The sequence below is a fragment of the Humibacter soli genome, assembly GCF_054779035.1.
Window position 1 is genome coordinate 1972801 of record NZ_BAAGYX010000001.1, and the last position, 22711, is coordinate 1995511.

Consider the following 22711-nt stretch of genomic DNA (forward strand, 5'->3'; position numbering starts at 1 on the left):
TCGCACTTAAAATGGATGGCTATGGCCGGCTCCCTGAACATCACCGCGGCGACTGTCGACCCTGCGCTGCTCGACCTCCCGTGGGACCTCCCACTCGACGAGTGGCCCAACGATCACATCGCCCTGCTCCCCAAGGGCATCTCGCGGCACCTGGTGCGCTTCGCGAACCTCTCCGGTTACGTCATCGCCATCAAGGAGACGACAGGTGAGATGGCGAGGCGCGAGTACGACATGCTCCGCACCCTGCAGCGCCTTGACGTGCCGTGCGTCGACCCCCTCGCCGTCATCGAGGGTCGCGCCGACGAGTCCGGCAAGCCGCTCAAGCCGGTGCTGGTCACCAGGCACCTGAAGTTCTCGCTCCCCTACCGTGCCCTGTACTCCCAGACCCTGAGGCCGGACACCGCGACCCGACTTGTGGACGCGCTGGCCGTTCTGCTGGTGCGCCTGCACATGGCCGGGTTCTTCTGGGGCGATGTGTCATTGTCCAATACGCTTTTCCGGCGAGATGCCGGCGCATTCGCCGCCTACCTGGTCGACGCCGAGACGGGGCAGCTCTACGAGGGCGGCCTCTCGAACGGGCAGCGTGAGAACGACCTCGAGATCGCGCGGGTGAACATCGCCGGCGAGCTGATGGACATCGCTGCGGGCGGGCGGCTCGCCGAGGAGCTCGACGCGGTCGAGGTAGCCGGCGGCATCATCACCGCCTACCGCTCGCTCTGGAAGGAACTCACGGGCAGCGAGTCCTTCTCGGCCTCCGAGCGCTGGCGCATCGCCGAACGCGTTCGCAGGCTCAACGAGCTCGGGTTCGACATCGAGGAACTCGCGATCCGCACGAACGAGGGCGGCGCGAGCGTGCGCATCCAGCCGAAGGTCGTCGATGCCGGCCACCACCAACGGCGGCTGCTCCGGCTCACCGGGCTCGACGCTCAGGAGAACCAGGCAAGGCGACTTCTGAACGACCTCGACTCCTATGCCGCGACGGTGGCGAAGCCTGGCATGGACGAGGAAGCGCTCGCCCACGAGTGGCTGCTGCGCGTCTTCGAGCCCGTGGTGCGTGCCATCCCCGGCGACCTGAGGGGCAAGCTCGAGCCGGCCGAGGTGTTCCACCAGCTCCTCGACCACCGCTGGTACATGTCGCAGGAGGAGGGCCGCGACGTGCCGCTCGCCGAGGCGCTCTCGTCGTACATCAACGATGTGCTGCGGCACCGCAGAGACGAGGCGACCGTGATAGCTCCGGTCACCGAGGCCATCACTGTGCCGACGGATGTCATCGACGACGACGACTGGATGTCGAAGGTCTGATCCACCATGCATCGGTCATCCCGCCGGCCGGCACGCCACTACCCGGTCATCCCACCGACGGCATCGCGTCCCAGCTGATCGTTCCGTCCCGCTGCCAGGTCGCGGTGACCGCGAGCGGACGCCCGTCGAGGTCCCGCGTCACGTCCTTGGTGAGCGACAGCCCGTGCTTGGCGATGCCGCTCAGGGTGGCACAGGTCTCGGCGACCCGTTGGTCTCCGGCTACCGCCACCAAGCAGTACTCGCCGTTCAGCCGCCTCGCCGCGTAGATGGCGCTGCTCTCCTGCAGGGTCAGGCTGTTCGCCACCGGGTAGAACGACGGGTCGAATCCCGCCGTGACGCCGTTCGGCAGGTCGGCCACGATGCGGGGCGAGTGAAAGTACTCCTCAACAGCGGCGGCCGGAAGCGGCACATAGAAGGGGACGACACGCGTCGGGGTCGGCGTGGGGGCCGCGTGGCCGGATGCCGCGGGTCCGCCGACGGCTGCGGAGACCCCGAGCGTGGCCAGCACTCCGACGATGAACGCAGCGACACCGACGAGAAGAGGGGGGAGGATGCCTCGCCGCGCCCACAACAGGCGTCGCGAGCCGTCGAGTTGGTCGTCCGCATCGGGAATCTGGTTCCAACCACCACCGCCATCATCGCTGGACGCCGGCATCCCGCCGTCGTCGCGGTCGGCACCTGGCGCGCCCTCGCGACGGTCGTTCGTCGCAGGCGCGTTCATCCTGTCGTACTCGGAGAGCGCCCATTCGCTCGGCGTCATCCGCAGGGTCTCCCCTGTCACAGGGTCGCGGTAGTCGCGCTGAGCCTCCGTCGCGCCCTCACGGGAGTAGGCGCGCTCGAGCAGACGTCGCCGCCTGTCATCCATGTTCGACAGCGTAGGCACCGGTTCCCGAGTCCGTGTAGACAGCTCAGTTCGCGTCGGCCTCCGCGCGCCGCTTGGCGATCTCGTACAGCGTGACGCTCGCGGCGATGCCGGCGTTCAGCGACTCGGTGGCGTCGCTGATCGGAATCGACACGATCGCGTCGCACGTCTCGCTCACCAGCCGGGAGAGTCCCTTGCCTTCGCTGCCGACCACGATCACGACGCCGCGATCCGCGAGCTCGAGCGCGTGCAGCGACACGTCGCCGTCGCCGTCGAGACCGAGCACGAACAGTCCCCGCTTCTGGAGGCCCTTCAGAGTCTGCGTGAGGTTGGGCGCCATCGCGACAGGTGTGCGCGCCGCGGCGCCCGCGGAGGTCTTCCATGCCGACGCCGTGACCCCTACCGACCTGCGCTGCGGCACGATCACCGCCTGCCCGCCGAATGCCGCGGTCGAACGGATGATCGCGCCGAGGTTGCGCGGATCGGTGACGCCGTCCAGCGCAACGAACAGCGGGGTCTGACCACGCTCGAGCACCTGGTCGAGCAGGTCATCCGGGTGCGCGTACTCGTACGGCGGTACCTTGAGCGCCACACCCTGGTGCACGGCGTCGCGACCAGACATGCGGTCGAGCTCAGGCCGCACGACCTCGAGCACGGGAATGCCGCGCTTCGTGGCGAGCGTCAGGATCTCCTTGACCCGGTCGTCGACCTCGATGCGGGTGGCGACGAAGAGCGTCGTGGCGGGGATGCGCGCGCGAAGCGCCTCGAGCACCGAGTTGCGGCCGGTGACGATCTCGGCGTCATCCGACGTGGCTCTGCGGTTCGCCGAGCCCCCCGCGGTGTTCGAACGCTGTCCGCTGCGCCCCGCCGCCTTCGCGGCCGCGCGCTCGGCGAGCGCCTTGCGCTTCGCGGCGGCGTGGTACTGCCTGTCCTCGGCTTTGGGCGTCGGACCCTTGCCCTCCAGCGCCTTGCGACCCTGTCCGCCCGATCCCTTGGTGGGACCCTTCTTCGACTTGCGCACGGCTCCCGCGCGCGGCTTATTCGCCATCGATACTCCAATGTGCACCCGTCGGGGTGTCTTCGATCGTGATGCCCGCCTCGGCGAGCTCTGAACGGATCCGGTCGGCGGCAGCGAAGTCGCGAGCCTGCCTAGCTGCCTGCCGATCGGCGAGAAGTGTGCGCAGCAGTGCGTCGAGGGCGGCGCGCACCGGGGCATCCGTCTGCGCCTTCCAGGTCGCGGAGAGCGGATTGATGCCGAGCACCTCGGTCATCGCGACGACCTGGCCGCGCGCTGAGGCCGCCGCCCCGAGGTCTTCGCCGTCGAGCGCCTGGTTTCCCGCTCGCACGGTGTCGTGCAGCACGGCGAGCGCCTGGGGAACGCCGAAGTCGTCATCCATGGCCGCCGCGAAAGCGTTCGGGATGATCTCGACTCCGCTCGACGCGAACCGCGTACCTGCAAGCCGGCGCTCGACGCGGTCGAGGAAGCCGGAGATGCGCTCCAGTGCGGCCTCAGCCTCGGCGAGCGAACCCTCGGTGAAGTCGATCGTCGAGCGGTAGTGCGCCGATCCGAGGTAGTACCGCACGACCAGCGGTCGCGCAGCACCGAGCAGGTCGGCCGCGTACACCGAGTTGCCGAGCGACTTCGACATCTTCTGGCCGGACACGTTCACGAGACCGTTGTGCACCCAGTAACCGGCGAAGCCATCGCCGGCCGCACTCGACTGGGCGAGTTCGTTCTCGTGGTGCGGAAAGCGCAGGTCGAGGCCGCCGCCGTGGATGTCGAACCGAGGTCCGAGGTAGCGCGACGACATCGCAGAGCACTCGATGTGCCAGCCGGGGCGGCCGACTCCCCACGGGCTCTGCCACGTCGCGGATTCCGGTTCATCGGCCTTGCGGCCCTTCCACAGCGCGAAGTCGCGAGGGTCGCGCTTGGCGCGCGGATCAGCATCCGTCGCCGGCTCCATCGCGTCGATGCTCTGCTTGGTCAGCTCGCCGTAGCTCGGCCAGCTGCGCACGTCGAAGTACACGTCGCCCGAGCCGTCGTCGGCCGCATAGGCGTGGCCGCGCGCGATGAGGCGGGCGATCAGCTCCTGCATCTGCGGGATGTTCGCCGTGGCCCTCGGCTCGTACGTCGGCGGTTGGATGCCGAGTGCGGCATACGACTCGGTGAACTCGCGCTCGTACCGGTAGGCCAGACCCCACCACTCCTCGTTGCTGCCGGAGGCGCGGGCGGCCGCTGCGTTGATCAGCACCTTGTCGTCGACGTCCGTGACGTTGCGAACGAGGGTCACGTCGAAGCCGCGGTAGTTGAGCCACCGCCTGATCTGGTCGTACACGAGAGCAGAACGCAGGTGTCCGATGTGGGGAGAGGACTGCACCGTGGGACCGCAGACGTAGATGCCGACGCGGCCGTCGACGAGCGGAACGAAGTCACGCAGCGAGGCGGCACGCGTGTCGTAGAGTCGGATTCCCACCAGTTAAGACTATGGGCGATTGAGGTGAGAGCGGTGCAAGCTCGCTTGCACCGCTCTGCCGATTGAGCCCGTGAGCGCCGTAGGCGCGATAGGGGTCGATCGGGTGTGCGAGCCTCCGTTGGTTGAGGAGCACGCCGAAAGGCGAGCGTCTCGAAGCCTGCCCCGCGGGCGTTCGGGTGTCGAGACGCGTGCTCTCCGCGGGCGCTCCTCAACCGGCGGATGCGTGTCATCGCGTCAGGGGATGCGCGTCACCAGGGCCGTCGCGATCGCCGTGACCCCCTCACCTCGGCCTGTGAAGCCGAGCCCGTCGGTCGTCGTCGCCGAGATCGACACCGGCGCGCCGAGGATGCTCGTGAGCGCCTTCTCCGCTTCGGCTCGTCTCCCCGAGAACCGCGGTCTCTTGCCGACAAGCTGAACGCTGACGTTGCCGATGCGGAAGCCGGCGGCTCGCAGCATGTCGTTCGTTGCGCGGAGGAACACCTCGCCATGCGCGCCGGCGAACCTCGGGTCGTCAGTGCCGAAGGCGCTTCCGATGTCGCCGAGGCCGGAGGCCGACAGCAGAGCATCCACGATGGCATGGGCGACGGCATCGCCGTCGCTGTGCCCTGCGAGACCTGGCTCGCCGGGCCAGTGCAGTCCGGCGAGCCAGAGATCGCCGTCGCCGCCGAAGGCATGCGTGTCCGTGCCGAGACCGATGCGCGGCATGCCGCCTCCTAGAAGCTCCTCAGCCCGGCGCAGGTCGGCCGGGGTCGTCACCTTGAAGGCGAGGGCGTCGCCTGGGATGATCCGCACCGGATGGCCCGTCGCGGCGACAAGAGCCGCGTCATCCGTCGCCTCCGCGACCGCGACCCGGTACGCCTCGACGATGCGCTCCCGCGGGAACCCCTGCGGTGTCTGCACAGCGACCAACTCGGAGCGGTCGACGGTCTCGGTGATGCGAGAGGTGGCATCCGTGCGCTTGACGGTGTCACTCACCGGGATGCCCGGCACGATGCCGTCGCCCGACGCGTCGACCGCCGCAACCACCGCGTCGAAAAGATCGGACGGCGTGAACGCTCGTGCCGCATCGTGCACCAGGACGACCTCGATCGCGTCGTCGAGCGCCGCGAGCCCCGCCGCGACCGATGCCTGCCTCGTCGTTCCGCCGGCGACGACGACGGCGTCGGGCGCGAGCGGCGAGATGAGGTCGGTCGCCAACGTCGTCAGATCCGCAGGCACGACGGCGATCAGTTGGGCCGGACCTGACATGCCGATCACGGAATGCACCGCGTGCTCGAGCAGAGCCGACCCACCTGCCGTGACGAACGCCTTCGGCACCGCAGCACCCAGACGGGTACCGGACCCGGCACCCACGATCACGACCGCGACCCGCGCGGATGGTTCGACGCTCACGCACTCGACAGTAGCCGTCGAGTGGGGCGTCAGCCGTCCAACGGAGCGCAGATCACCACGAACGTGGGGTCAGGAAGCGAGAACTCCGTCGAGCACTGTGGAGGCCTGCTCCTCGTCGGTCTTCTCGGCGAGCGCCAGCTCGGAGATGAGGATCTGACGTGCCTTGGCGAGCATGCGCTTCTCACCGGCGGAGAGTCCACGATCCTGATCGCGGCGCCACAGGTCGCGAACGACCTCGGAGACCTTGATCACGTCACCCGACGCGAGCTTCTCGAGATTCGCCTTGTAACGGCGGGACCAGTTGGTCGGCTCCTCGGTGAACTCTGCACGCAGCACCTCGAAGACCTTGTCGAGACCCTCTTTGCCGATCACGTCGCGCACACCGACCAGATCGACGTTGTCAGCGGGAACCTCGATCGTGAGGTCTCCCTGCGTAACGTTGAGCTTGAGGTAGACCTTCTCTTCGCCCTTGATGACTCTCTTTTTCACCTCGGTGATCGTTGCTGCACCGTGATGGGGGTAAACGACCGTCTCGCCGACCTCGAAAAGCATAAATAGCAGTCCCTTCAGCAGCGTCTAGGATACCACAGCGGTGCCGTGCTATTCTGTGCCGCCCTCCCGGAGGCGTCCCCTCCATGCGCTAGGCTTTCAACGCAATCCGCGGTGTTCGTAACAGGCCGATCGGCCGGCCCGGTGCGACTTGGAGGGTCTCAGTGAAGGCGCGTGTCACGGCATCCATCGTTCTTGCTTTGGGACTGACGCTCGGCATGTCCGGCTGCTCCCTGACCGCCCCGCAGGACACCCTGCACATGCAGGAGAGCTCCGTCGGCGTCGGCGGCACCGTCGGAAAGGTCGACGTGCGAAACGCCGTCCTCATCACGGGCAGCGAGGACAAGGTCGGCAATCTCGTTGCGACCTTCGTCAACAACGAGGCCAAGCCGCATCGCATCGAGGTGCAGCACGGCGGCGAGAACCTCTACGTGACCGTTCCGGCATACGGCGTCAAGAAGATCGGTGGCGCGACGGGAACCCGCCTGCTGTTCACCAACCTCGACGCGAAGGCGGGAGCCCTCACCGACGTGTTCTTCACCTACGGGACGCAGACGGGAGTCACCCTGAGCGTTCCGGTGCTCTCGTCCACGTTCCCCGGCTTCGAGGACTACGCGCCCGCGCGCTGATCCTCGATGCGGTAACCGAGGCCACGTACCGTCACCAGCATCTGCGGGTCTGACGGGTTGGTCTCGATGCGCGACCTGATGCGCTTGATGTGCACGTCGAGGGTCTTCGTGTCACCGAAGTAGTCGCTCCCCCAGACGCGGTCGATCAGCTGACCGCGCGTGAGCACCCTGCCCGCGTTGCGCAGCAACAGCTCGAGAAGCTCGAACTCCTTGAGAGGCATCGCCGTCTCGACTCCTCCGACCGTGACGGCGTGACGGTCGACATCCATGCGCACCGATCCGACCTCGAGAATGCCGTCGTCTTCGAACTCGCCGTCGTCGGTGCGCCTGCGGAGCACCGCCCGGATGCGGGCCAGCAGCTCCCTGGTCGAGTACGGCTTGGTGACGTAGTCATCGGCGCCGAGCTCGAGTCCGACGACGATGTCCACCTCCGAATCCTTCGCGGTCAGCATGATGATCGGCACGTTGGAGCGGTTGCGCAGCTGCTTGCAGACCTCCGTGCCCGGGATGCCGGGGAGCATCAGGTCGAGCAGCACGAGGTCGGCTCCGTCGCGGTCGAACTCGGCGATCGCATCGAGTCCGTTATCGCTGACGGTCACCTCGTATCCTTCGCGGCGCAGCAGGAACGCGAGCGGGTCGCTCAGTGCTTCCTCGTCTTCGACCAAGAGGATGCGGGTCATATCGTTCGTTCTCCTTGCTCCAGCCCGGTCGGGGCGATGTGCTCCGCCTCGGGAAGTCTGATGGTGAAGGTCGACCCGTGGCCGGGCTTCGACCACACGCGCACCTCACCTCCGTGATTCTGCACGGCGTGCTTAACGATGGCGAGTCCGAGCCCGGTTCCGCCGGTCGCGCGGGCCCTCGCCTGGTCGACGCGGTAGAAGCGCTCGAACACCCTGTCGAGGTCTTCCGACGGGATGCCAGGACCTTGGTCAGTGATCGAGATCTCGACCACCCCGTCGTGCAGGCGTGTGCCGACACCGACGCGAGCCTTGTCTGGCGAATACTTCACGGCGTTCGAGATCAGGTTGTGCACCGCCGTGGTCAGAAGCGTCTCATCGCCGAACACCACGGCGTGCGAGCGCCGACCGGTCGCGAGATCGATGTGGCGCGACTCGGCGAGCACTCGGTTCTGATCGACGGCCGACGCAACGACGTGATCGATCGAGACCCGCTCGGCGTGCGGCACCATCTCGGCCGACTGCAGGCGGGAGAGGTCGATGATGTCCTGCGTCAGACGTGTCAGCCGCGCGGCCTCGCCGGTGAGGCGATGCGCGAAGTGCCGAACCTGCTCCGGGTCATCCGGTGCGCTCTCCAGCGCCTCCGCGAGCACGCTCACCGCCCCGATCGGCGTCTTCAACTCGTGGCTGATATTGGCGACGAAGTCACGTCGAACCTGCTCAAGCCGCACCGACTCCGTGCGGTCATCCGCGAGCAGAAGGATGTAGCGGGAGCCGAGACGCACGACGCGAACCGTCAGCTGTACCGTGGCGTCTCCGAGCACACTCCGCGCGAGCTCGAGCTCTTCGTCGACCGGGTCCCCCGTCTGACGCACCTGGTCGACCAGCTCGACGAGGCGTGGCTGGCTGAGAGCCGTGTTCCAGACCAGGCCCAGGTTGTAGGCGCCGGCCGACGCCCGTACAACGTTGTTGCTGGGGTCGACGACAATGCCTGCCGTCGGCAGCGCCTCCAGAATCTGGTCGACGCCATCCGGCACCGTCGGGCTGGCGATCTCGGTCGCTCTGTGCCCCCTCGAAGCAGCCGCATACAGCAGCCAGATCAGTCCGGCTCCTATCACGAGGCCGAGTGCCAGCGACAGCAGCACCAACCAGGTGGAGTCCATATGGACAAGGTTAACCGTGCGGTACCACCCCTCCTGAACGAGGGTGCTCGCCGTGCTGACCCCTTCGTGGAACGTTCTGGCCATGGACACCGTCCGTTAACCTGTCATCGAAAGCATGAAGAGCCCAGGACCGGACGAACCCGGTCATTCAGCGTGCCGCCACGGAGGATAGAGCCCAGAATGCGTGACGTATTCCAGCACGAGATGCGCGAAGTGCAGGACCGACTGGTCGAGATCGCGGAGCTGGTCGTCGTATCGATCCGCAATGCGACCGCGGCCTTCAACGACTCCGACGTCTCGCTCGCCGAGACGGTCATCCAGAACGACCAGAAGATCGACGCCCTCACCGTGGTGCTCGACGAGCTGTCCATCCAGATCCTCGCGAGGCAGAACCCGGTCGCACGCGACCTTCGCATCGTGGTGAGCGCACTCCGCATCAGCGCGTCGCTCGAGCGCATGGGAGACATCGCCGAGCACATCGCCCAGCTCGCCCGGTACCGGTTCCCCGACAAGGTCGTTCCGAAGACCCTTCGCGAGACGTTCTCCGAGATGGGCAGGCTCGACGTCGTCATCGCTGAGAAGCTCGTCGAACTGCTCCGCACGCAGGACCCGCGCCTCGCCGACGAGATCCGCGACCAGGACGACGACATCGACGAGCTGCACGTCAGCGTCTTCGACAAGGTGCTCGGCGAGACCTGGAAGGGCGGGGCAGTCGACACCGTCGACGCGACCCTCGCCTCCCGCTACCACGAGCGCTTCGCGGACCACGCGGTCTCCATCGCGAAGAAGGTCCAGTACCTCGTCACCGGCGACTGGGTGCCTGAGGAATAGAGCACGCCGGTCCCGGCGTTGTTTGGCGCGCCGGTCCCCGCCCGGCGTGCCGCAGTTGGCGGGGCGCGTGGTCGGGGTTGTCGCGGCGTACACGCCGCCGCGACGTGGAGCGGGTTGCGTTCGCGATATTGCAGGTTGTGTGTTGGTGGGACGCGGTCTCCATGGGTACGGCCTTAGCCGCATCGACCCGGGGTGTCTTGTGCATTGAGCCGACCGTGCAGTTGTGGTCGTCTTGTGTCCGTACTCACGGCTGTGGTGGCGTGACCGTGCCATCGGTTGGGGATGAGTGACGCCCCGATGTCCGATATGTCGGCGGTGCGAACTTATACTGGCTACGCCCCTGAACCGACGAGGAGGTCACGTGGAGGCATCCGAACCGGTGCAGGACGGCGGACGAGCCGGACGGCCAAGCGTCCCGCGTCGTTTCGCAGCACTGCGCAACGGGGCCTCGCGGCCTTATCTCTTCACGTCGGGGCTGTCGATGATGGCCGACAACATCGAGCACGTGATCTCGTACTGGGTGCTGTGGGAGACGTTCCACTCCCCTGCGCTCGTCGGATTCCAGATCATCAGCCACTGGCTGCCGTTCCTCGTGCTGTCGGTGTGGACCGGAACGCTGGCCGAGAAATACGACTGCCGCAGGCTCATCCAGTTGGCGCAAGGCCTCTACATGCTCGTCTCCGTGCTCTGGGGCGTGCTGTTCCTCACCGGCTCGCTGCAGATGTGGGAGGCGTGCGTTCTGCTCGTGCTTCACGGCGTTGCCGGCTCCTTCTGGTCGCCGGCCGAGCAGTTGATGCTGCACGACTTCGTCGACCGCTCCGAGCTGCCCAGCGCCGTTCGGCTCAACGCGACGTTCCAGAGCCTCGGCCTGCTGCTCGGACCGGCCGTCGGCTCAGCGCTGCTGCTCTGGCTGGGCCCGACAGGCGGAATCTTCGCGAATGTCTTGTTCTACCTGCCGATGATGGTCCTGATGTGGCGAACGCCGTTCACCGGCCATACCAGGGATGCCGGAGTGCTCGTCAACAGGTCGATGGTGCGCTTCAGGGACCTGCCGCGGGTGCTGCGGGACATCCGCTCGAACCGGCTCATCGTCGCCATGATCGTGATCTCCGGACTCACCGCCGTGACGATCGGCAACGCCCTGCAGGTGTCGATGCCCGCGTTCGCAGGACAGCTCGGCGCGGGCTCGGAAGGCGACCTGACCTACGGCATGCTGCTGTTCGCCATGGGCTTCGGAGGCGTGGTGGGCGGCATCCTGCTCGAGGCGACGGGCATCATGCATCCGACTCTGAGGGCCGCCGTCATCTCCACCGTCGTCTTCGGCGGTGCCACGCTGGTCTTCGCCCTCACCGGCAACTACGCCATCGCCCTGATCGCCCTCGTCATCGCAGGTTGCGGTGAGATCGGCTCGCTGTCGATCACGCAGAGCGTCGTTCAGCTGCAGGCCCCCGCAGCCGAACGCGGCCGCATCCTCGGCGTGTACGGCACGTTCGCGTCGGGTCTGCGGACCGCAGGCGGCATCACTCTCGGAGTGCTTGGCGCGGTGGTCGGCATCATCCCGGCGGTCGCGACGCTGGCGGCCGTTCTCGTGGTCGGCGCGCTCGGCGCGTGGGTGTTCGCGGCGCGGTCCAGGCCGCAGGGGGCGCAACCCGACCCCGTGCCCTGAGCAGCGACCGGGGTCGGCGCGCCGACCTTGCTTCGTGAGGCCTTACTTCTTGACGCCCTGGGCTGCGACCGCTGCGGCGCCAGCTGCTGCGGCCTCCGGGTCGAGGTACTCCCCCGGCCCCAACGGGTTGAGATCCTCGTCCAGGCGGTAGACGAGCGGGATGCCGGTCGGGATGTTCAGCTCGGCGATGTCGTCGTCGCTGATGCCGTCGAGGTGCTTCACAAGGGCACGAAGAGAGTTGCCGTGCGCCGTGACGAGCACGGTCTTGCCATCCACAAGGTCGGGAACGATGTCGGACTGCCAGTAGGGCAGCATGCGCGCGATGACGTCCTTGAGGCACTCCGTGCGCGGGAGCTCGGCGTCGGGCAGGTCGGCGTAGCGGGCGTCACCGACCTGGGAGAACTCGCTGTCGTCATCCAGCGGAGGCGGCGGAACGTCGAACGAGCGACGCCAGAGCATGAACTGCTCGTCGCCGTACTTCTCCTTGGTCTCCGCCTTGTCGAGGCCCTGCAGCGCACCGTAGTGACGCTCGTTCAGTCGCCACGAGCGACGCACCGGAATCCAGAGGCGGTCGGCGGCGTCGAGAGCGAGATCCGCGGTCTGGATCGCCCTCGAAAGCACGGAGGTGTGCACGACGTCCGGGAGAAGGCCGCTGGATGCCAGCAGCTCGCCACCACGAGCGGCTTCGGCGCGTCCCTTGTCGGAGAGACGCACGTCGACCCAGCCGGTGAAGAGGTTCTTCTGGTTCCAGTCGCTCTCGCCGTGGCGCAGCAGTATCAGGGTGTAGGGGGCAGGCATGTTTCTAAGCGTATCTGTCAATGACGGAGGCCCGCGGGACAATGGAACCCGCCCGAACGTGAGACTCGAAGAAGCGGTAGCGACGAGAGGAGCCGAGCATGACCGCCACATATCCCGACCTGAACGGCAAGGTGGCCGTCATCACAGGAGGCTCGCGCGGCATCGGCGCCGCAACCGCGCGTGCTCTCGCCGACAACGGCGTTGACGTCGCCGTCGTCGGCCGTGATCAGCAAGCACTCGATCGCACCGTCGCGACGCTGTCCGAACGCGACGTGACAGCCATCGGCGTGATCGCCGACTGCACCGTCGAGGCCGACATCGAGCGCCTGCGTGACACGGTCGCGGCGCAGCTCGGCGACGTCGACATCGTTGCGGCGTTCGCCGGCGGGAACGGCATGCCCGTCCCTACCGCCGACGAGACGCTCACCCACTGGCACGAGGTGCTCGATTCCGACCTCACCTCCACCTTTCTCACCATCTCGGCCTTCCTGCCCGGCATGCTCGAACGGCACGGCGGAACGATCGTGACCATGTCGTCCTCCGCCGGACGGCAGGCGGCGGGGTCGTCCGCCGCCTATGCGGCAGCGAAGGGCGGGGTCATCGCGCTGAGCCGGCATCTCGCCGGCGAGTACGGACCGCAGGGCATCCGCGTGAACTGCCTCTCGCCATCGGCAGTGGAGAACGACAAGATGCGCGCCTGGACGTCGCAGGAGCAGCGCCGCCAGATCGGCGCCGCCTATCCGCTCGGACGCATCGGGCAGCCGGAGGACGTCGCGGACGCGACCCTGTTCCTCGCGTCGGACGCGTCGAGGTGGATCACCGGGCTCACGATCGACATCTCCGGCGGGCAGGTCATGCCCTGAGCGCGTCATCCACACGGCCGCCGGGCAAAGCGATCGGCACGGTCACACGCGGCACGACCAACACGAACCGTCTGCGCAGGGTCGATCGCTGGATCGCGGAGCAGCTCAGAACGCGGCCGGCGCTGCGCGCCATCTCCGGCCTGCTCGTCGTGGACCTCGGGTACGGAGCCAGCGGCGTCACCGCGTTCGAGCTGGAGGCGCGGCTGCGGCGGGTGCGCGACGACGTGCGCGTGCTCGGCCTGGAGATCGAGCCAGGGCGGGTTGCGCGTGCCCGTGATCAGCTCGAGCGGGTGCGCGAAGGTGCGACGCCGTTCGCGTCGGACTCCCACGTGTCGTTCGCCCGCGGCGGGTTCGAGGTGCCGACGCCGGGCGGGGAGGCCGTCGCGGTCATCCGTGCCTTCAACGTTCTGCGGCAGTACGACGAGGCAGACGTGGCCGAAGCGTGGCGGCTCATGCGCTCCCGGCTGATGCCCGAGGGGATGCTCGTCGAGGGCACGTGCGACGAGCTCGGCCGGGTGGCGAGCTGGGTGGCCATCACTCCGGACGCACCGCTGTCGTTCACGGTGTCGCTGCGTCTCGCCGAGCTCGAACGTCCGTCGATCGTGGCGGAGCGGTTGCCCAAGGCGCTCATCCATCGCAACACGCCAGGCGAACGGGTGCACGCGTTTCTCGGTGCGCTCGACGAGGCGTGGGCGCACGCCGCACCGCTGTCCACCTATGGCCCGGTTCAGCGATGGATCGCGACGGCCGAGCGGATGCGCGACCTCGGTTGGCCCGTACTCGCCGGCCGTTCGCGGTGGCGGCTAGGGGAGCTCAGCGTGCCGTGGGAGGCGGTGGCGCCGGGCTAGCCGAGGCGGGTTTCGAGACGCGCGCCTTCGGCGAGCTCCTCATCAACCAGCGGTGATGACGCGCGGCCTTCGGCGAGCTCCTCAACCAGCGGTGATGACGCGCGGCCTCGGCGAGCTCCTCAACCGGCGGTCTTGCGCGGGGTGCGGGCGACCTGGCCCAGTCGCGGGATGCGCGGCACGTTCGCCTCTGCCCCGGCATCCGGAGGCACGATCGCCTCCTGGGCGGCAGCGACGAGGGTGTCACCTGCGCGAACGCGGAGGTCGGCGGAGGCGTCCGTCGAGCGCTTGATCACCGCGAGAGCGACAGGCCCGAGTTCGTAGTGCAGGCCGGAAGAGGTGACCCGTCCGACGACGGCGTCGCCGAGCAGCACCTCGGCGCCGGGCTCGATCTGTGCGCTCTCCGAGCCGTCGAGGTGCAGAAAAACGAGACGACGCGGCGGATGCCCCAGGTTGTGCACCTTCGCGACGGTCTCCTGTCCGCGATAGCAGCCCTTGTTGAGGTGCACAGCGGTGCGCAGCCAGTCCAACTCGTGCGGAATGGTGCGGTCATCCACCTCGGTCGCGAGCCTCGGCCGCCATGCCGCGATGCGCAGGGCCTCGGCAGCGAGGGTGCCCGCGGCCGCCGGATGACCAGACGCCGCAGCTTCGGCGAGGGCGGCCAGCCGCGCCCTCGGCACCAGCGTCTCCACCCAGTGGTACGAGGCTCCAGGATGCCCGTGCTCGGCACTCGCGTACTGATGACCCCCCGCGACGACGGCCGGCCAGGGGTCGCGCCACACCAGGGCGACGCCGTTCGAGATCTCGGCCTCCGGCGTAGCAGTCGCACCAGGAGCATCGATCGAGCCGATCGTGGCGAGGTCGGCGGTGCGATCGGTGACCTCGACGCGCAGCATGAAGCGCATGGAGGTGAGGAACGCGAGCACCGCATCGGTGTCGGAACGCTCGGTGAGCAGCCAGGTCGTCTCACCGTCGTCGAGCACGTGAAGAGCGTGCTCGACGTGGCCTGCGGGGTCGAGCAGGAGCGCCTCGGCCGAGTGCCCCGGCGACAGGGTGCGCAGCGACTGGCTCGTCATCGAGTCGAGCCAGCTCAAGCGGTCGACACCGGAGACGCCGATCACACCGCGGCTCGACAGGTCGACGATCGCCTCGCCCGCTTCGAGTCGGCGCTGCTCGACGAGCGGGTTGCCGTAGTGCGCCGGAACTCCCGGATCGGACGCCGTCTCGGGCGAGGCGACGGCACCGGGGAGTTCGAGGAACGGCGAAGCCGGGAGTTCGACGGACAACCGGATCACTCCCCCGTCTCAGTGCCCGCGAGGTCGACTCCCGCAAGATCGGTGCGGGCGAGTCGTGCCGATGCATGCGTTCGCAGGTCCTGGCCGAGGGCTGCGATGTCCCACGCCCAGAGCAGGTGCGACTCGACAAGCCCGTACAACCGGGTCGCCGCGGCGTAATCCTTGGCGCCGGAGGTGCGAAGCACGGCATCGGTCGCGAGGTCGATGCGCGGTCCCTTAACTTGTCCGAGATAGAGCTCGGAGATGCCGTCCGGGTGCAGAATCTGGGCCTCGATGTCGAAGCCGCCGGTCGAGGTGCGCAGCGCCTCGACGGCCTGGGCGGTGTCGAACGGGCGAACGTCTGCACCGGGGAGAAGGCCGGGTCCGGCATCCTCGGGCAGCAACGTGCGGCTCAGCCGCCAGTAGCCGAGCTCCGTGGCGAGCGGCGTGTTCTGCTCATCGAGCAGCCAGGTGTACGAGCTGTACGCGAGGGCGGGGAGCCCGTCGTGGCTGAAGCTGATGCGCTGACCGAACTCCCGCTCGACGTGGTCGTCGTCGACCTTGTAGTCGAGCACGCCCGTGCCCTCCCAGACCCCGATGAGCCAGGAGAGCGGAACGAGCTCGGCGGGGAGCCCTTCTGGCAGAGAGATCAGCGCTGGCCCCTGAAGAGGTTGTAGACGACGAGCACGGACACGCCGGCGATCGCCAGCACGGCGAGCGACAACAGGCCGACGAAGACCAACTCGAGGGTGACAAGCATGGTGCTCAGTCTACCGAGGCTTACGCGTGCACGAGGAAGAGCACCCCGGTGGCGAGCGCGAGGATGACGAACGAGCCGGCCAGCGTCGCGCCGAACCGCATCACGAACCCCTGCTTCTCCTGCGTGGCGAGTTGCACGCACATGGCGACGAGGATGCTGCCGCCCATCGCGATGCCGAGCCAGCCCAGATAGACCTTCTCCGTCGCGAAGACGCCCACCAGCACGGCCGCGACCGCAGTCACCGCCCAGACCGAGACAACGGAGGTCCATCTCATGGTCGGGGTAAGGGCGTCGGTGGTCACGCCACCATTCTGCCCCGCGGCATGCTGCCCGGCGCAACCGCCTGCCCGAAGCCGGGCCCGCGCCCTCGGATAGGATCGGGGTACTTCTGAAGCGGCGGGAGGTCGCGTGGCTCGACTCTTGGTGCTGACGCCCACGCCCGCCGTCGAGGTGCTTCCCTCCCTCGGCCTGCTCAGCCACCAGGTTCGGCAGATTCCCTCGGATGCCTCGGCGCTCGTGAGCGCTCCAGGAGCCGACCTCATCTTCGTCGATGCCCGCCGCGACCTCGTCGGCGCGCGAGCGCTTTGCAAGATCCTGGCGTCGGCCGGCTCGTCCGTTCCGATCGTCCTCGTGCTCACGGAGGGCGGCCTCACCGCGGTGACCGGCGAATGGGGCATCGACGACGTGATGCTGGAGGGCGCAGGACCGGCCGAGGCCGACGCGCGCATCAGACTGGCGATCGACCGCAGGGCGTCGGAGCCGGAGCAGACCAAGATTCAGGCATCCGGCGTGACCATCGACGAGGCGAGCTATTCCGCCAAGGTGCACGGCCGGTCGCTCGACCTCACCTATAAGGAGTTCGAGCTGCTGCGCTTCCTGGCGACGCACCCCTCCCGTGTGTTCACCAGAGAGCAGCTGCTCAGCGAGGTGTGGGGCTACGACTACTTCGGCGGCACCCGCACGGTCGACGTGCACGTGCGACGGCTGCGCGCAAAGCTCGGCGACTCCGAGTCGCTCATCGGCACCGTGCGCAACGTGGGCTACCGCTTCAACGTGATCGACGACGACGAGGAAGGCTGACCCGGTGCAGGACGATGCACTGACCGTTCGACGTATCGAGCCCGAGCACTCTTCGAGCGTTCTAGCGGTGGCGGATGTCGCACGCGAGGTCGACGGCACCGACGCGTTCAACGAGCAGACCCGCCTCGATCTCGCCTCCGGTCGGCGCACGGGACACCTGGGTTCAGTGGGCGAGCGGCCGGTCGCGGCCGCTGTGACGGGAGGCGGCGAGCTCGACCTCGTCGTCGCGCCCGCGGAACGCGGCAGAGGCTACGGGACAGCACTCCTGGAGCGGCTGTTGCCGGAGCTCGAGTCGGATGTCTCAGCGTGGTCGCACGGCGATCATCCGGCTGCCCGGGCGCTCGCTGCCTCCCACGGGTTCGAGGCCGTTCGCACCCTGCTCGAACTGCTGCTTCCCGACCTGGGTCACGACGCCACAGGGGAGACCCCGTCGTCCATTGCGGCCAAGCGCGGCATCCGTATCACGCCGTTCGACCCGACGACGGATGTCGCGGAGTGGGTCGCCCTCAACGCGCGAGTCTTCGCATCCCACCCTGAGCAGGGGGGCGTCACCGCGGCCGACCTCGCCGAGCGGATGGCCGAGCCGTGGTTCGACGCGGCGGACTTCCTCATCGCCCGCGATGACCACGACGTGATGATCGGCTACGACTGGCTCAAGCTCGAGCCGGACTCCGACACCGGCGAGATCTACGTGCTGGGGGTCGCGCCGGAGGCCGCAGGAAAAGGCGTCGGCAGCGTGCTGCTCGCCGAGGGACTGCGGCGGATGCGCAGCAGGGGTCGCACCAGGGCATCCCTCTACGTCGAGGGCGACAACACCCCGGCCCTCGCGCTCTACCGTCGAGCGGGCTTCGTCGACCACAAGGTCGACATCCACTATCGCCGCCGCGCCTGATCCCCTATTGCCGTCGAGTCACCACCGTGCCGTCGAGCCACCACCTCGTCCGCGCGGATCGGGTGGTGGCTCGCGGATCGGGTGGTGGGCGCTGCCGTTAACCCGCTGTTCCCGCCCCGGTGACATGATGAGGGGATGGACGGCGAGGACATCCTGATCGGCTCCGCTCTGAGCACCGAGTTCGACGACAACTTCGACCAGCCGTGGAACCCGGAGCTCGATCCGACGCTTCCCGCCGACAGATATCTGGATCGCGAGCTGAGCTGGCTGGCGTTCAACCAGCGGGTGCTCGAGTTGGCGGAGGATCCGCTCATTCCGGTGCTGGAGCGCGCGAACTTCCTCGCGATCTTCGCGAGCAACCTCGACGAGTTCTTCATGGTGCGCGTCGCGGGCCTCAAGCGGCGCATCCTCACGGGCCTCGCCGTGCCGACGAACGTCGGAAGGGTGCCTTCCGACGTGCTCGCCGACATCAGTGCGAAAGCGCACGAACTGCAGGTTCGGCACTCGGCCGCGTACCACGACCTCGTGCTGCCTGCGCTGGAGTACGCAGGCATCTCGATCGTGACGTGGGACAGCCTGTCGCACGAGGACCACGAGCGCTTGCGTACGACGTTCCAGCAGCGCATCTTCCCCGTGCTCATGCCGTTGGCCGTCGACCCCGCGCATCCGTTCCCTTATATTTCAGGTCTCTCGCTGAACCTCGCTGTGCGGGTGCGCAACTCGCGCACCGGTAAGGAGCAGTTCGCACGCCTGAAGGTGCCGCAGATGCTTCCGAGGTTCGTGCGCATCGACTCGGGCGACCCGCAGGAGGCGATGCGGTTCATCCTGCTCGAAGATCTCATCGCCAATCACCTCGGCGACCTCTTCCCCGGCATGGAGGTCGTGGAGCACCATGTGTTCCGGGTGACCCGCAACGAAGACGTCGAGGTCGACGAGGACGAGACGGAGAACCTCATCCAGGCGCTCGAGCGCGAGCTTCTGCGTCGCCGGTTCGGTCCGCCGATCCGCCTCGAGGTGTCGCAGGACATGGATGACATCACGCTCGGTCTGCTCGTGCGTGAACTCGACATCACCGACCAGGAGGTCTACCGCCTTCCTGCGCCGCTCGACCTTGGCGGCCTGTTCGAGCTCTCCAAGGTGGAGCGTCCCGACCTGCACTACCCGAACCACGTGCCGACGACAGCCGCACAGCTGATGCCGCGCGAGCCGAACGCCAAGCCCGACGTCTTCGCGTCGATCTCCCGGGGCGACATTCTGCTGCACCATCCGTACGAGTCGTTCGCGACGAGCGTTCAGGCCTTCGTCGAGCAGGCTGCGCGCGACCCGCACGTGCTCGCCATCAAGCAGACCCTCTACCGTACGAGCGGCGACAGCCCCATCGTCGAGGCGCTGATCGATGCGGCCGAGCGCGGCAAGCAGGTGCTGGCGCTCGTCGAGATCAAGGCGCGGTTCGACGAGCAGGCGAACATCGAGTGGGCCCGCAAGCTCGAGAAAGCAGGCGTGCACGTCGTGTACGGCCTGGTCGGGCTCAAGACGCACTGCAAGCTCGCACTCGTCGTGCGCGAAGAAGACGGAGTGCTGAAGCACTACAGCCACATCGGAACGGGCAACTACAACCCGAAGACCTCCCGCATCTACGAAGACCTCGGCCTGCTCACGAACGACGACCAGGTGGGCAAGGACCTGACGAGGCTGTTCAACGAGCTCTCCGGCTACGCGATCGAGAAGAAGTTCAAACGACTTCTCGTCGCCCCCCTTCATCTTCGCAAGGGACTCATCAAGGCGATCGAGAACGAGCGGGCCAACGCGGAAGCCGGCCGACTGAGCGGCATCCGCATCAAGGTCAACTCGATCGTCGACGAGGCGGTGATCGACGCCCTCTATCGAGCCAGCCGCGCCGGTGTGCCGATCGACCTCTGGGTGCGCGGCATCTGCGGCCTCAAGGCCGGGCAGGAGGATTACAGCGCGAACATCAGGGTGCGCTCGATCCTTGGCAGGTACCTGGAGCACTCGCGGGTCTTCGCCTTCGTGAACGACGGCGACCCGCAGGTGTACATCGGCAGCGCCGACATGATGCACCGCAACCTCGATCGCAGGGTCGAGGCTCTCGTGCGCCTCACCGACCCCGCTCACCTTGCAGAGCTCTCCGACCTGTTCGACCGCGCGATGGACGATCGCACCTCGTCGTGGTGGCTCACATCGGACGGAAGCTGGGTCAGGCACAGTCTCGACGAGGACGGCAAGCCTCTCGACGACCTGCAGAATAGGCTCATGCAGCTTATTTCGCATCGGCCGCGCACAGGCACTCGCCGGTGACGGAAACCGCGATCTACGCGGGAGGCGCAGTCTGCTGGCGCATCCTCGACGGCGTCCCCAACATCCTGGTCGTGCATCGCACGAAGTACGCCGACGTCACGCTGCCGAAGGGCAAGGTCGACCCCGGCGAGACGCTCCCGCAGGCCGCCCAGCGGGAGGTGCGCGAAGAGACCGGTCTCGACGTGACACTCGGCGTCCCCCTCGGAGTGACGAACTACGTCATCTCCAGTGGCAGGGAGAAGTTCGTGCACTACTGGTCGGCGGAGGTCACCGAAGAAGCCGTGCACGCGTCGACCTTCGTACCGAACGACGAGATCGCCGGCATCGAATGGGTGCCGCTGCGCAGGGTGCGCAAATACCTGAGCTACAAGCGCGATGTGGAGATCATCGACCAGTGGGCGGCGCTCGCCGAGGAGCGCGTGACGCAGACCTTCGCGCTGATCGTGCTGCGGCACGCGAAGGCGACTCCGCGCTCCGGGTGGAAGGGCGAGGATGCCCGGCGGCCTCTGACCACGCTCGGCGAGCTGCAGGCGGCCAGCAACGTGCCAACCATCGCCGCCTGGCGTCCCAAGCGCATCGTCACCTCGAATGCTGTGCGCTGCGTCGAGACGGTCGCTCCTCTCAGCTCCGCGTTCGACATCGAGGCGAAGCGCACCACGAAGCTGTCGCAGGATGCCTGGGAGTCGGGAACCTCACCGCTGGGCATCCGCGACGTGATCGGCAAGCGCGTGCGCGTGCGCAAGACCGCCGTGCTCTGCAGCCACGGGCCGGTGCTGCCGGACATCATGCGGGAGATCGCCCTCGCTACGGGAACGACGATGGGCGCGTACATCCGCGAGGCCGCTTCGCTGGAGGTCGGCGAGTACTCGGTGGTCCACCTCTCCTCGACGAACCCTGCATCGGGCATCATCGCCATCGAGACGCACAGCCCCCGCACCTAGCGGGAATCGCGACCGCCTACCACGGCCGACCGCGGCACGCCCAGCGAGGATCGGCGTGCGGGGAGTCCGGTAACGCCTAGTTCACCTTCCGTTCACTGTTCGGGGGGACTCTGGTCAGCACGCGAGCATAGCTTCGCTAGCGGGCCGGACCGGCCCCCGACGCCGTACGTCTCCCGAACATCCGCTGCGCAAAGAGGCACACGCAGCTCGACGCAGCGGCAACGACCGATTCCGAAGGGAACACAGTGAAGTTCAACAAAGCAGCCGCGGTGGGCGCCATCGCACTTGCTTCCGCACTCGCCCTGACTGCCTGCTCGAGCGGCAACACCGGCGGCAGCACGCCTTCGCCCACGAAGACGAGCGCGGCAGTCGACTACAGCTCGCTCTCCGGCACGATCACCGCCGGTGGCTCGAGCGCACAGGCGAACGCACAGACCGCGTGGACGGCAGCATTCAAGGTGCAGGCACCTTCGGTGACCGTCAACTACGACAAGTCGCAGGGCTCCGGCGGCGGCGTGACCAACTGGCTGAACGGCTCCTACGACTTCGCGGGCACCGACGCCGGACTCACCTCCGAGCAGCAGACCCAGTCGCAGGCCAACTGCGGTTCGGGCGGCGCGCTGAACCTGCCGACGTACCTCTCGGGCGTCGCGGTCATCTACAACCTCCCGGGCGTGACGCTGCAGCTGTCGAGCAAGACCATCGCCGACATCTTCAGCCTCAAGGTCACCAAGTGGAACGACCCGGAGATCGCCGCCGACAACCCCGGCCAGACGCTGCCTTCCTCGGCGATCACCGTCGTGTCGCGCGCTGACGGCTCGGGCACCACGGCCAACTTCACGAGCTACCTGAGCCAGACCCAGCCGAGCATCTGGACCTACCCGGTCTCGACCGCATGGCCGGTTTCGGGCACCAGCGGCCAGCAGGGTGGTTCCGGTGTCGTGAACACCGTCACCGCCGGCGCCGGCACCATCGGCTACGCCGACCACAGCTCGATCGGCAAGGCTCAGGCCGCGAAGATCCAGGTGCAGACCACCAAGACCTATGTCGCTTACTCGCCCGCCGGCGCCACCCAGGCGTTCGACGAGTCGGCAACCGCCACCCCGCAGGTGAAGGGTGACCTGCTGCAGAAGATCGACTACACGAAGATCACCAGCACCTCGGCTTACCCGATCCCGCTGCTCTCGTACGACGTCGTCTGCACCACCTTCAAGGACTCCGCGCAGGCCAAGCTGACCACCGCGTACCTCGGCTTCGCCGCCAGCGAGACCGGCCAGAAGGTCTCGGCAGCCAACGCCGGTTCCGCACCGCTTCCGTCGGGCATCCAGTCCGACGTGGCCGCGAGCCTGAAGCTCGTCAAGTAGTAGCCGCCGTCTGCCCGCCCGATCAACCCGACG

At 67.7% G+C, this 22711-nt stretch carries 22 protein-coding genes; 11 read left to right on the plus strand and 11 right to left on the minus strand.

Annotated elements, in window-relative coordinates; all coding sequences use genetic code 11:
• Positions 1-21: 21 nt before the first annotated feature.
• A complete protein-coding gene (locus ACYVDN_RS09240) occupies positions 22-1302 on the plus strand; it encodes a DUF4032 domain-containing protein (protein ID WP_460570640.1) in 1281 nt (426 codons plus the stop codon).
• Between the two features lie 46 nt (positions 1303-1348).
• On the opposite strand, the gene ACYVDN_RS09245 is transcribed toward ACYVDN_RS09240, so the two are convergent.
• The 5 genes from ACYVDN_RS09245 to ACYVDN_RS09265 all read right to left on the minus strand — a co-directional run bounded on the left by ACYVDN_RS09245 (position 1349) and on the right by ACYVDN_RS09265 (position 6582).
• Positions 1349-2167 carry a hypothetical protein gene (locus tag ACYVDN_RS09245; protein ID WP_460570642.1) on the minus strand — a complete coding sequence of 273 codons (819 nt, stop codon included), beginning with the start codon at positions 2165-2167 and terminating at the stop codon, positions 1349-1351.
• Positions 2168-2210: 43 nt separating this feature from the next.
• Positions 2211-3212 (minus strand): TrmH family RNA methyltransferase, encoded by a 1002-nt coding sequence (rlmB, locus tag ACYVDN_RS09250; protein WP_460570644.1) that lies wholly within the window; start codon positions 3210-3212, stop codon positions 2211-2213.
• Positions 3202-4638: a cysteine--tRNA ligase gene (cysS, locus tag ACYVDN_RS09255; RefSeq protein ID WP_460570646.1), complete on the minus strand. Its 1437-nt coding sequence runs from the start codon at positions 4636-4638 to the stop codon at positions 3202-3204. Before cysS ends, rlmB begins: the two co-directional genes overlap by 11 nt.
• Before the next feature lie 234 nt (positions 4639-4872).
• A complete protein-coding gene (gene ispD / locus ACYVDN_RS09260) occupies positions 4873-6030 on the minus strand; it encodes a bifunctional 2-C-methyl-D-erythritol 4-phosphate cytidylyltransferase IspD/2-C-methyl-D-erythritol 2,4-cyclodiphosphate synthase (RefSeq protein ID WP_460570648.1) in 1158 nt (385 codons plus the stop codon).
• 69 nt (positions 6031-6099) lie between these two features.
• The gene (locus tag ACYVDN_RS09265; RefSeq protein ID WP_460570650.1) at positions 6100-6582 is read right to left on the minus strand and encodes a CarD family transcriptional regulator; all 483 of its coding nucleotides are present in this window, start codon (positions 6580-6582) and stop codon (positions 6100-6102) included.
• Positions 6583-6743: 161 nt separating this feature from the next.
• On the opposite strand from ACYVDN_RS09265, the gene ACYVDN_RS09270 reads away from it, so the two are divergent.
• A complete protein-coding gene (locus ACYVDN_RS09270) occupies positions 6744-7208 on the plus strand; it encodes a hypothetical protein (RefSeq protein WP_460570652.1) in 465 nt (154 codons plus the stop codon).
• Here the strand turns inward: ACYVDN_RS09270 and ACYVDN_RS09275 are convergent.
• Together ACYVDN_RS09275 and ACYVDN_RS09280 are read right to left on the minus strand one after the other, a co-directional pair.
• Entirely contained in the window at positions 7190-7888 is a 699-nt protein-coding gene (locus ACYVDN_RS09275; protein ID WP_460570654.1) for a response regulator, read from the minus strand. The two genes, ACYVDN_RS09270 and ACYVDN_RS09275, sit on opposite strands and share 19 nt — an antisense overlap.
• Positions 7885-9048 carry a sensor histidine kinase gene (locus tag ACYVDN_RS09280; RefSeq protein WP_460570656.1) on the minus strand — a complete coding sequence of 388 codons (1164 nt, stop codon included), beginning with the start codon at positions 9046-9048 and terminating at the stop codon, positions 7885-7887. Before ACYVDN_RS09280 ends, ACYVDN_RS09275 begins: the two co-directional genes overlap by 4 nt.
• 180 nt (positions 9049-9228) lie before the next feature.
• Here ACYVDN_RS09280 and phoU point away from each other — a divergent pair, with 180 nt between their 5' ends.
• Both phoU and ACYVDN_RS09290 read left to right on the plus strand, forming a co-directional pair.
• Positions 9229-9879: a phosphate signaling complex PhoU family protein gene (gene phoU, locus ACYVDN_RS09285; protein ID WP_460570658.1), complete on the plus strand. Its 651-nt coding sequence runs from the start codon at positions 9229-9231 to the stop codon at positions 9877-9879.
• A gap of 361 nt (positions 9880-10240) precedes the next feature.
• Positions 10241-11545, plus strand: coding sequence for an MFS transporter (locus ACYVDN_RS09290; RefSeq protein WP_460570660.1), 1305 nt, complete (start codon positions 10241-10243; stop codon positions 11543-11545).
• A 42-nt stretch (positions 11546-11587) separates the two neighbouring features.
• Here the strand turns inward: ACYVDN_RS09290 and ACYVDN_RS09295 are convergent, their stop codons facing one another.
• Positions 11588-12343, minus strand: coding sequence for a 2,3-diphosphoglycerate-dependent phosphoglycerate mutase (locus ACYVDN_RS09295; RefSeq protein ID WP_460570662.1), 756 nt, complete (start codon positions 12341-12343; stop codon positions 11588-11590).
• Positions 12344-12441: 98 nt separating this feature from the next.
• On the opposite strand from ACYVDN_RS09295, the gene ACYVDN_RS09300 reads away from it, so the two are divergent.
• Positions 12442-13206: an SDR family NAD(P)-dependent oxidoreductase gene (locus tag ACYVDN_RS09300; RefSeq protein WP_460570664.1), complete on the plus strand. Its 765-nt coding sequence runs from the start codon at positions 12442-12444 to the stop codon at positions 13204-13206.
• Entirely contained in the window at positions 13203-14054 is an 852-nt protein-coding gene (locus ACYVDN_RS09305) for a class I SAM-dependent methyltransferase (protein ID WP_460572305.1), read from the plus strand. The genes ACYVDN_RS09300 and ACYVDN_RS09305 overlap by 4 nt, the downstream gene beginning before the upstream one ends.
• 119 nt (positions 14055-14173) lie before the next feature.
• On the opposite strand, the gene ygfZ is transcribed toward ACYVDN_RS09305, so the two are convergent.
• The 3 genes from ygfZ to ACYVDN_RS09320 all read right to left on the minus strand — a co-directional run bounded on the left by ygfZ (position 14174) and on the right by ACYVDN_RS09320 (position 16387).
• Positions 14174-15337: a CAF17-like 4Fe-4S cluster assembly/insertion protein YgfZ gene (gene ygfZ / locus ACYVDN_RS09310; protein WP_460570666.1), complete on the minus strand. Its 1164-nt coding sequence runs from the start codon at positions 15335-15337 to the stop codon at positions 14174-14176.
• A 5-nt stretch (positions 15338-15342) separates the two neighbouring features.
• Positions 15343-15978 (minus strand): nitrobindin family protein, encoded by a 636-nt coding sequence (locus tag ACYVDN_RS09315; protein ID WP_460572307.1) that lies wholly within the window; start codon positions 15976-15978, stop codon positions 15343-15345.
• Positions 15979-16105: 127 nt separating this feature from the next.
• Positions 16106-16387: a hypothetical protein gene (locus ACYVDN_RS09320; RefSeq protein ID WP_460570668.1), complete on the minus strand. Its 282-nt coding sequence runs from the start codon at positions 16385-16387 to the stop codon at positions 16106-16108.
• A gap of 106 nt (positions 16388-16493) precedes the next feature.
• Here ACYVDN_RS09320 and ACYVDN_RS09325 point away from each other — a divergent pair, with 106 nt between their 5' ends.
• The 5 genes from ACYVDN_RS09325 (at position 16494) to ACYVDN_RS09345 (ending at position 22678) form a co-directional block, all read left to right on the plus strand.
• On the plus strand, positions 16494-17165 hold the full coding sequence (locus tag ACYVDN_RS09325) for a response regulator transcription factor (RefSeq protein WP_460570670.1): 672 nt from the start codon (positions 16494-16496) through the stop codon (positions 17163-17165).
• A gap of 4 nt (positions 17166-17169) precedes the next feature.
• The gene (mshD, locus tag ACYVDN_RS09330; protein ID WP_460570672.1) at positions 17170-18057 is read left to right on the plus strand and encodes a GNAT family N-acetyltransferase; all 888 of its coding nucleotides are present in this window, start codon (positions 17170-17172) and stop codon (positions 18055-18057) included.
• Between the two features lie 135 nt (positions 18058-18192).
• Positions 18193-20373, plus strand: a complete 2181-nt coding sequence (locus ACYVDN_RS09335; RefSeq protein WP_460570674.1) for a polyphosphate kinase — start codon at positions 18193-18195, stop codon at positions 20371-20373.
• Positions 20370-21314 carry an NUDIX hydrolase gene (locus ACYVDN_RS09340; RefSeq protein WP_460570676.1) on the plus strand — a complete coding sequence of 315 codons (945 nt, stop codon included), beginning with the start codon at positions 20370-20372 and terminating at the stop codon, positions 21312-21314. The genes ACYVDN_RS09335 and ACYVDN_RS09340 overlap by 4 nt, the downstream gene beginning before the upstream one ends.
• A gap of 245 nt (positions 21315-21559) precedes the next feature.
• Positions 21560-22678: a phosphate ABC transporter substrate-binding protein PstS gene (locus tag ACYVDN_RS09345; RefSeq protein WP_460570678.1), complete on the plus strand. Its 1119-nt coding sequence runs from the start codon at positions 21560-21562 to the stop codon at positions 22676-22678.
• The last annotated feature ends 33 nt before the right edge of the window (positions 22679-22711 follow it).

Bases quoted from the DNA above. Each gene is read 5' to 3' on its own strand.
- ACYVDN_RS09240 (WP_460570640.1), top strand. From the start codon at position 22: ATGGCCGGCTCCCTGAACATCACCGCGGCGACTGTCGACCCTGCGCTG.
- ACYVDN_RS09245 (WP_460570642.1), bottom strand. From the start codon at position 2,167: ATGGATGACAGGCGGCGACGTCTGCTCGAGCGCGCCTACTCCCGTGAG.
- rlmB (WP_460570644.1), bottom strand. From the start codon at position 3,212: ATGGCGAATAAGCCGCGCGCGGGAGCCGTGCGCAAGTCGAAGAAGGGT.
- ACYVDN_RS09265 (WP_460570650.1), bottom strand. From the start codon at position 6,582: ATGCTTTTCGAGGTCGGCGAGACGGTCGTTTACCCCCATCACGGTGCA.
- ACYVDN_RS09275 (WP_460570654.1), bottom strand. From the start codon at position 7,888: ATGACCCGCATCCTCTTGGTCGAAGACGAGGAAGCACTGAGCGACCCG.
- ACYVDN_RS09280 (WP_460570656.1), bottom strand. From the start codon at position 9,048: ATGGACTCCACCTGGTTGGTGCTGCTGTCGCTGGCACTCGGCCTCGTG.
- phoU (WP_460570658.1), top strand. From the start codon at position 9,229: ATGCGTGACGTATTCCAGCACGAGATGCGCGAAGTGCAGGACCGACTG.
- ACYVDN_RS09295 (WP_460570662.1), bottom strand. From the start codon at position 12,343: ATGCCTGCCCCCTACACCCTGATACTGCTGCGCCACGGCGAGAGCGAC.
- ACYVDN_RS09300 (WP_460570664.1), top strand. From the start codon at position 12,442: ATGACCGCCACATATCCCGACCTGAACGGCAAGGTGGCCGTCATCACA.
- ACYVDN_RS09335 (WP_460570674.1), top strand. From the start codon at position 18,193: ATGGACGGCGAGGACATCCTGATCGGCTCCGCTCTGAGCACCGAGTTC.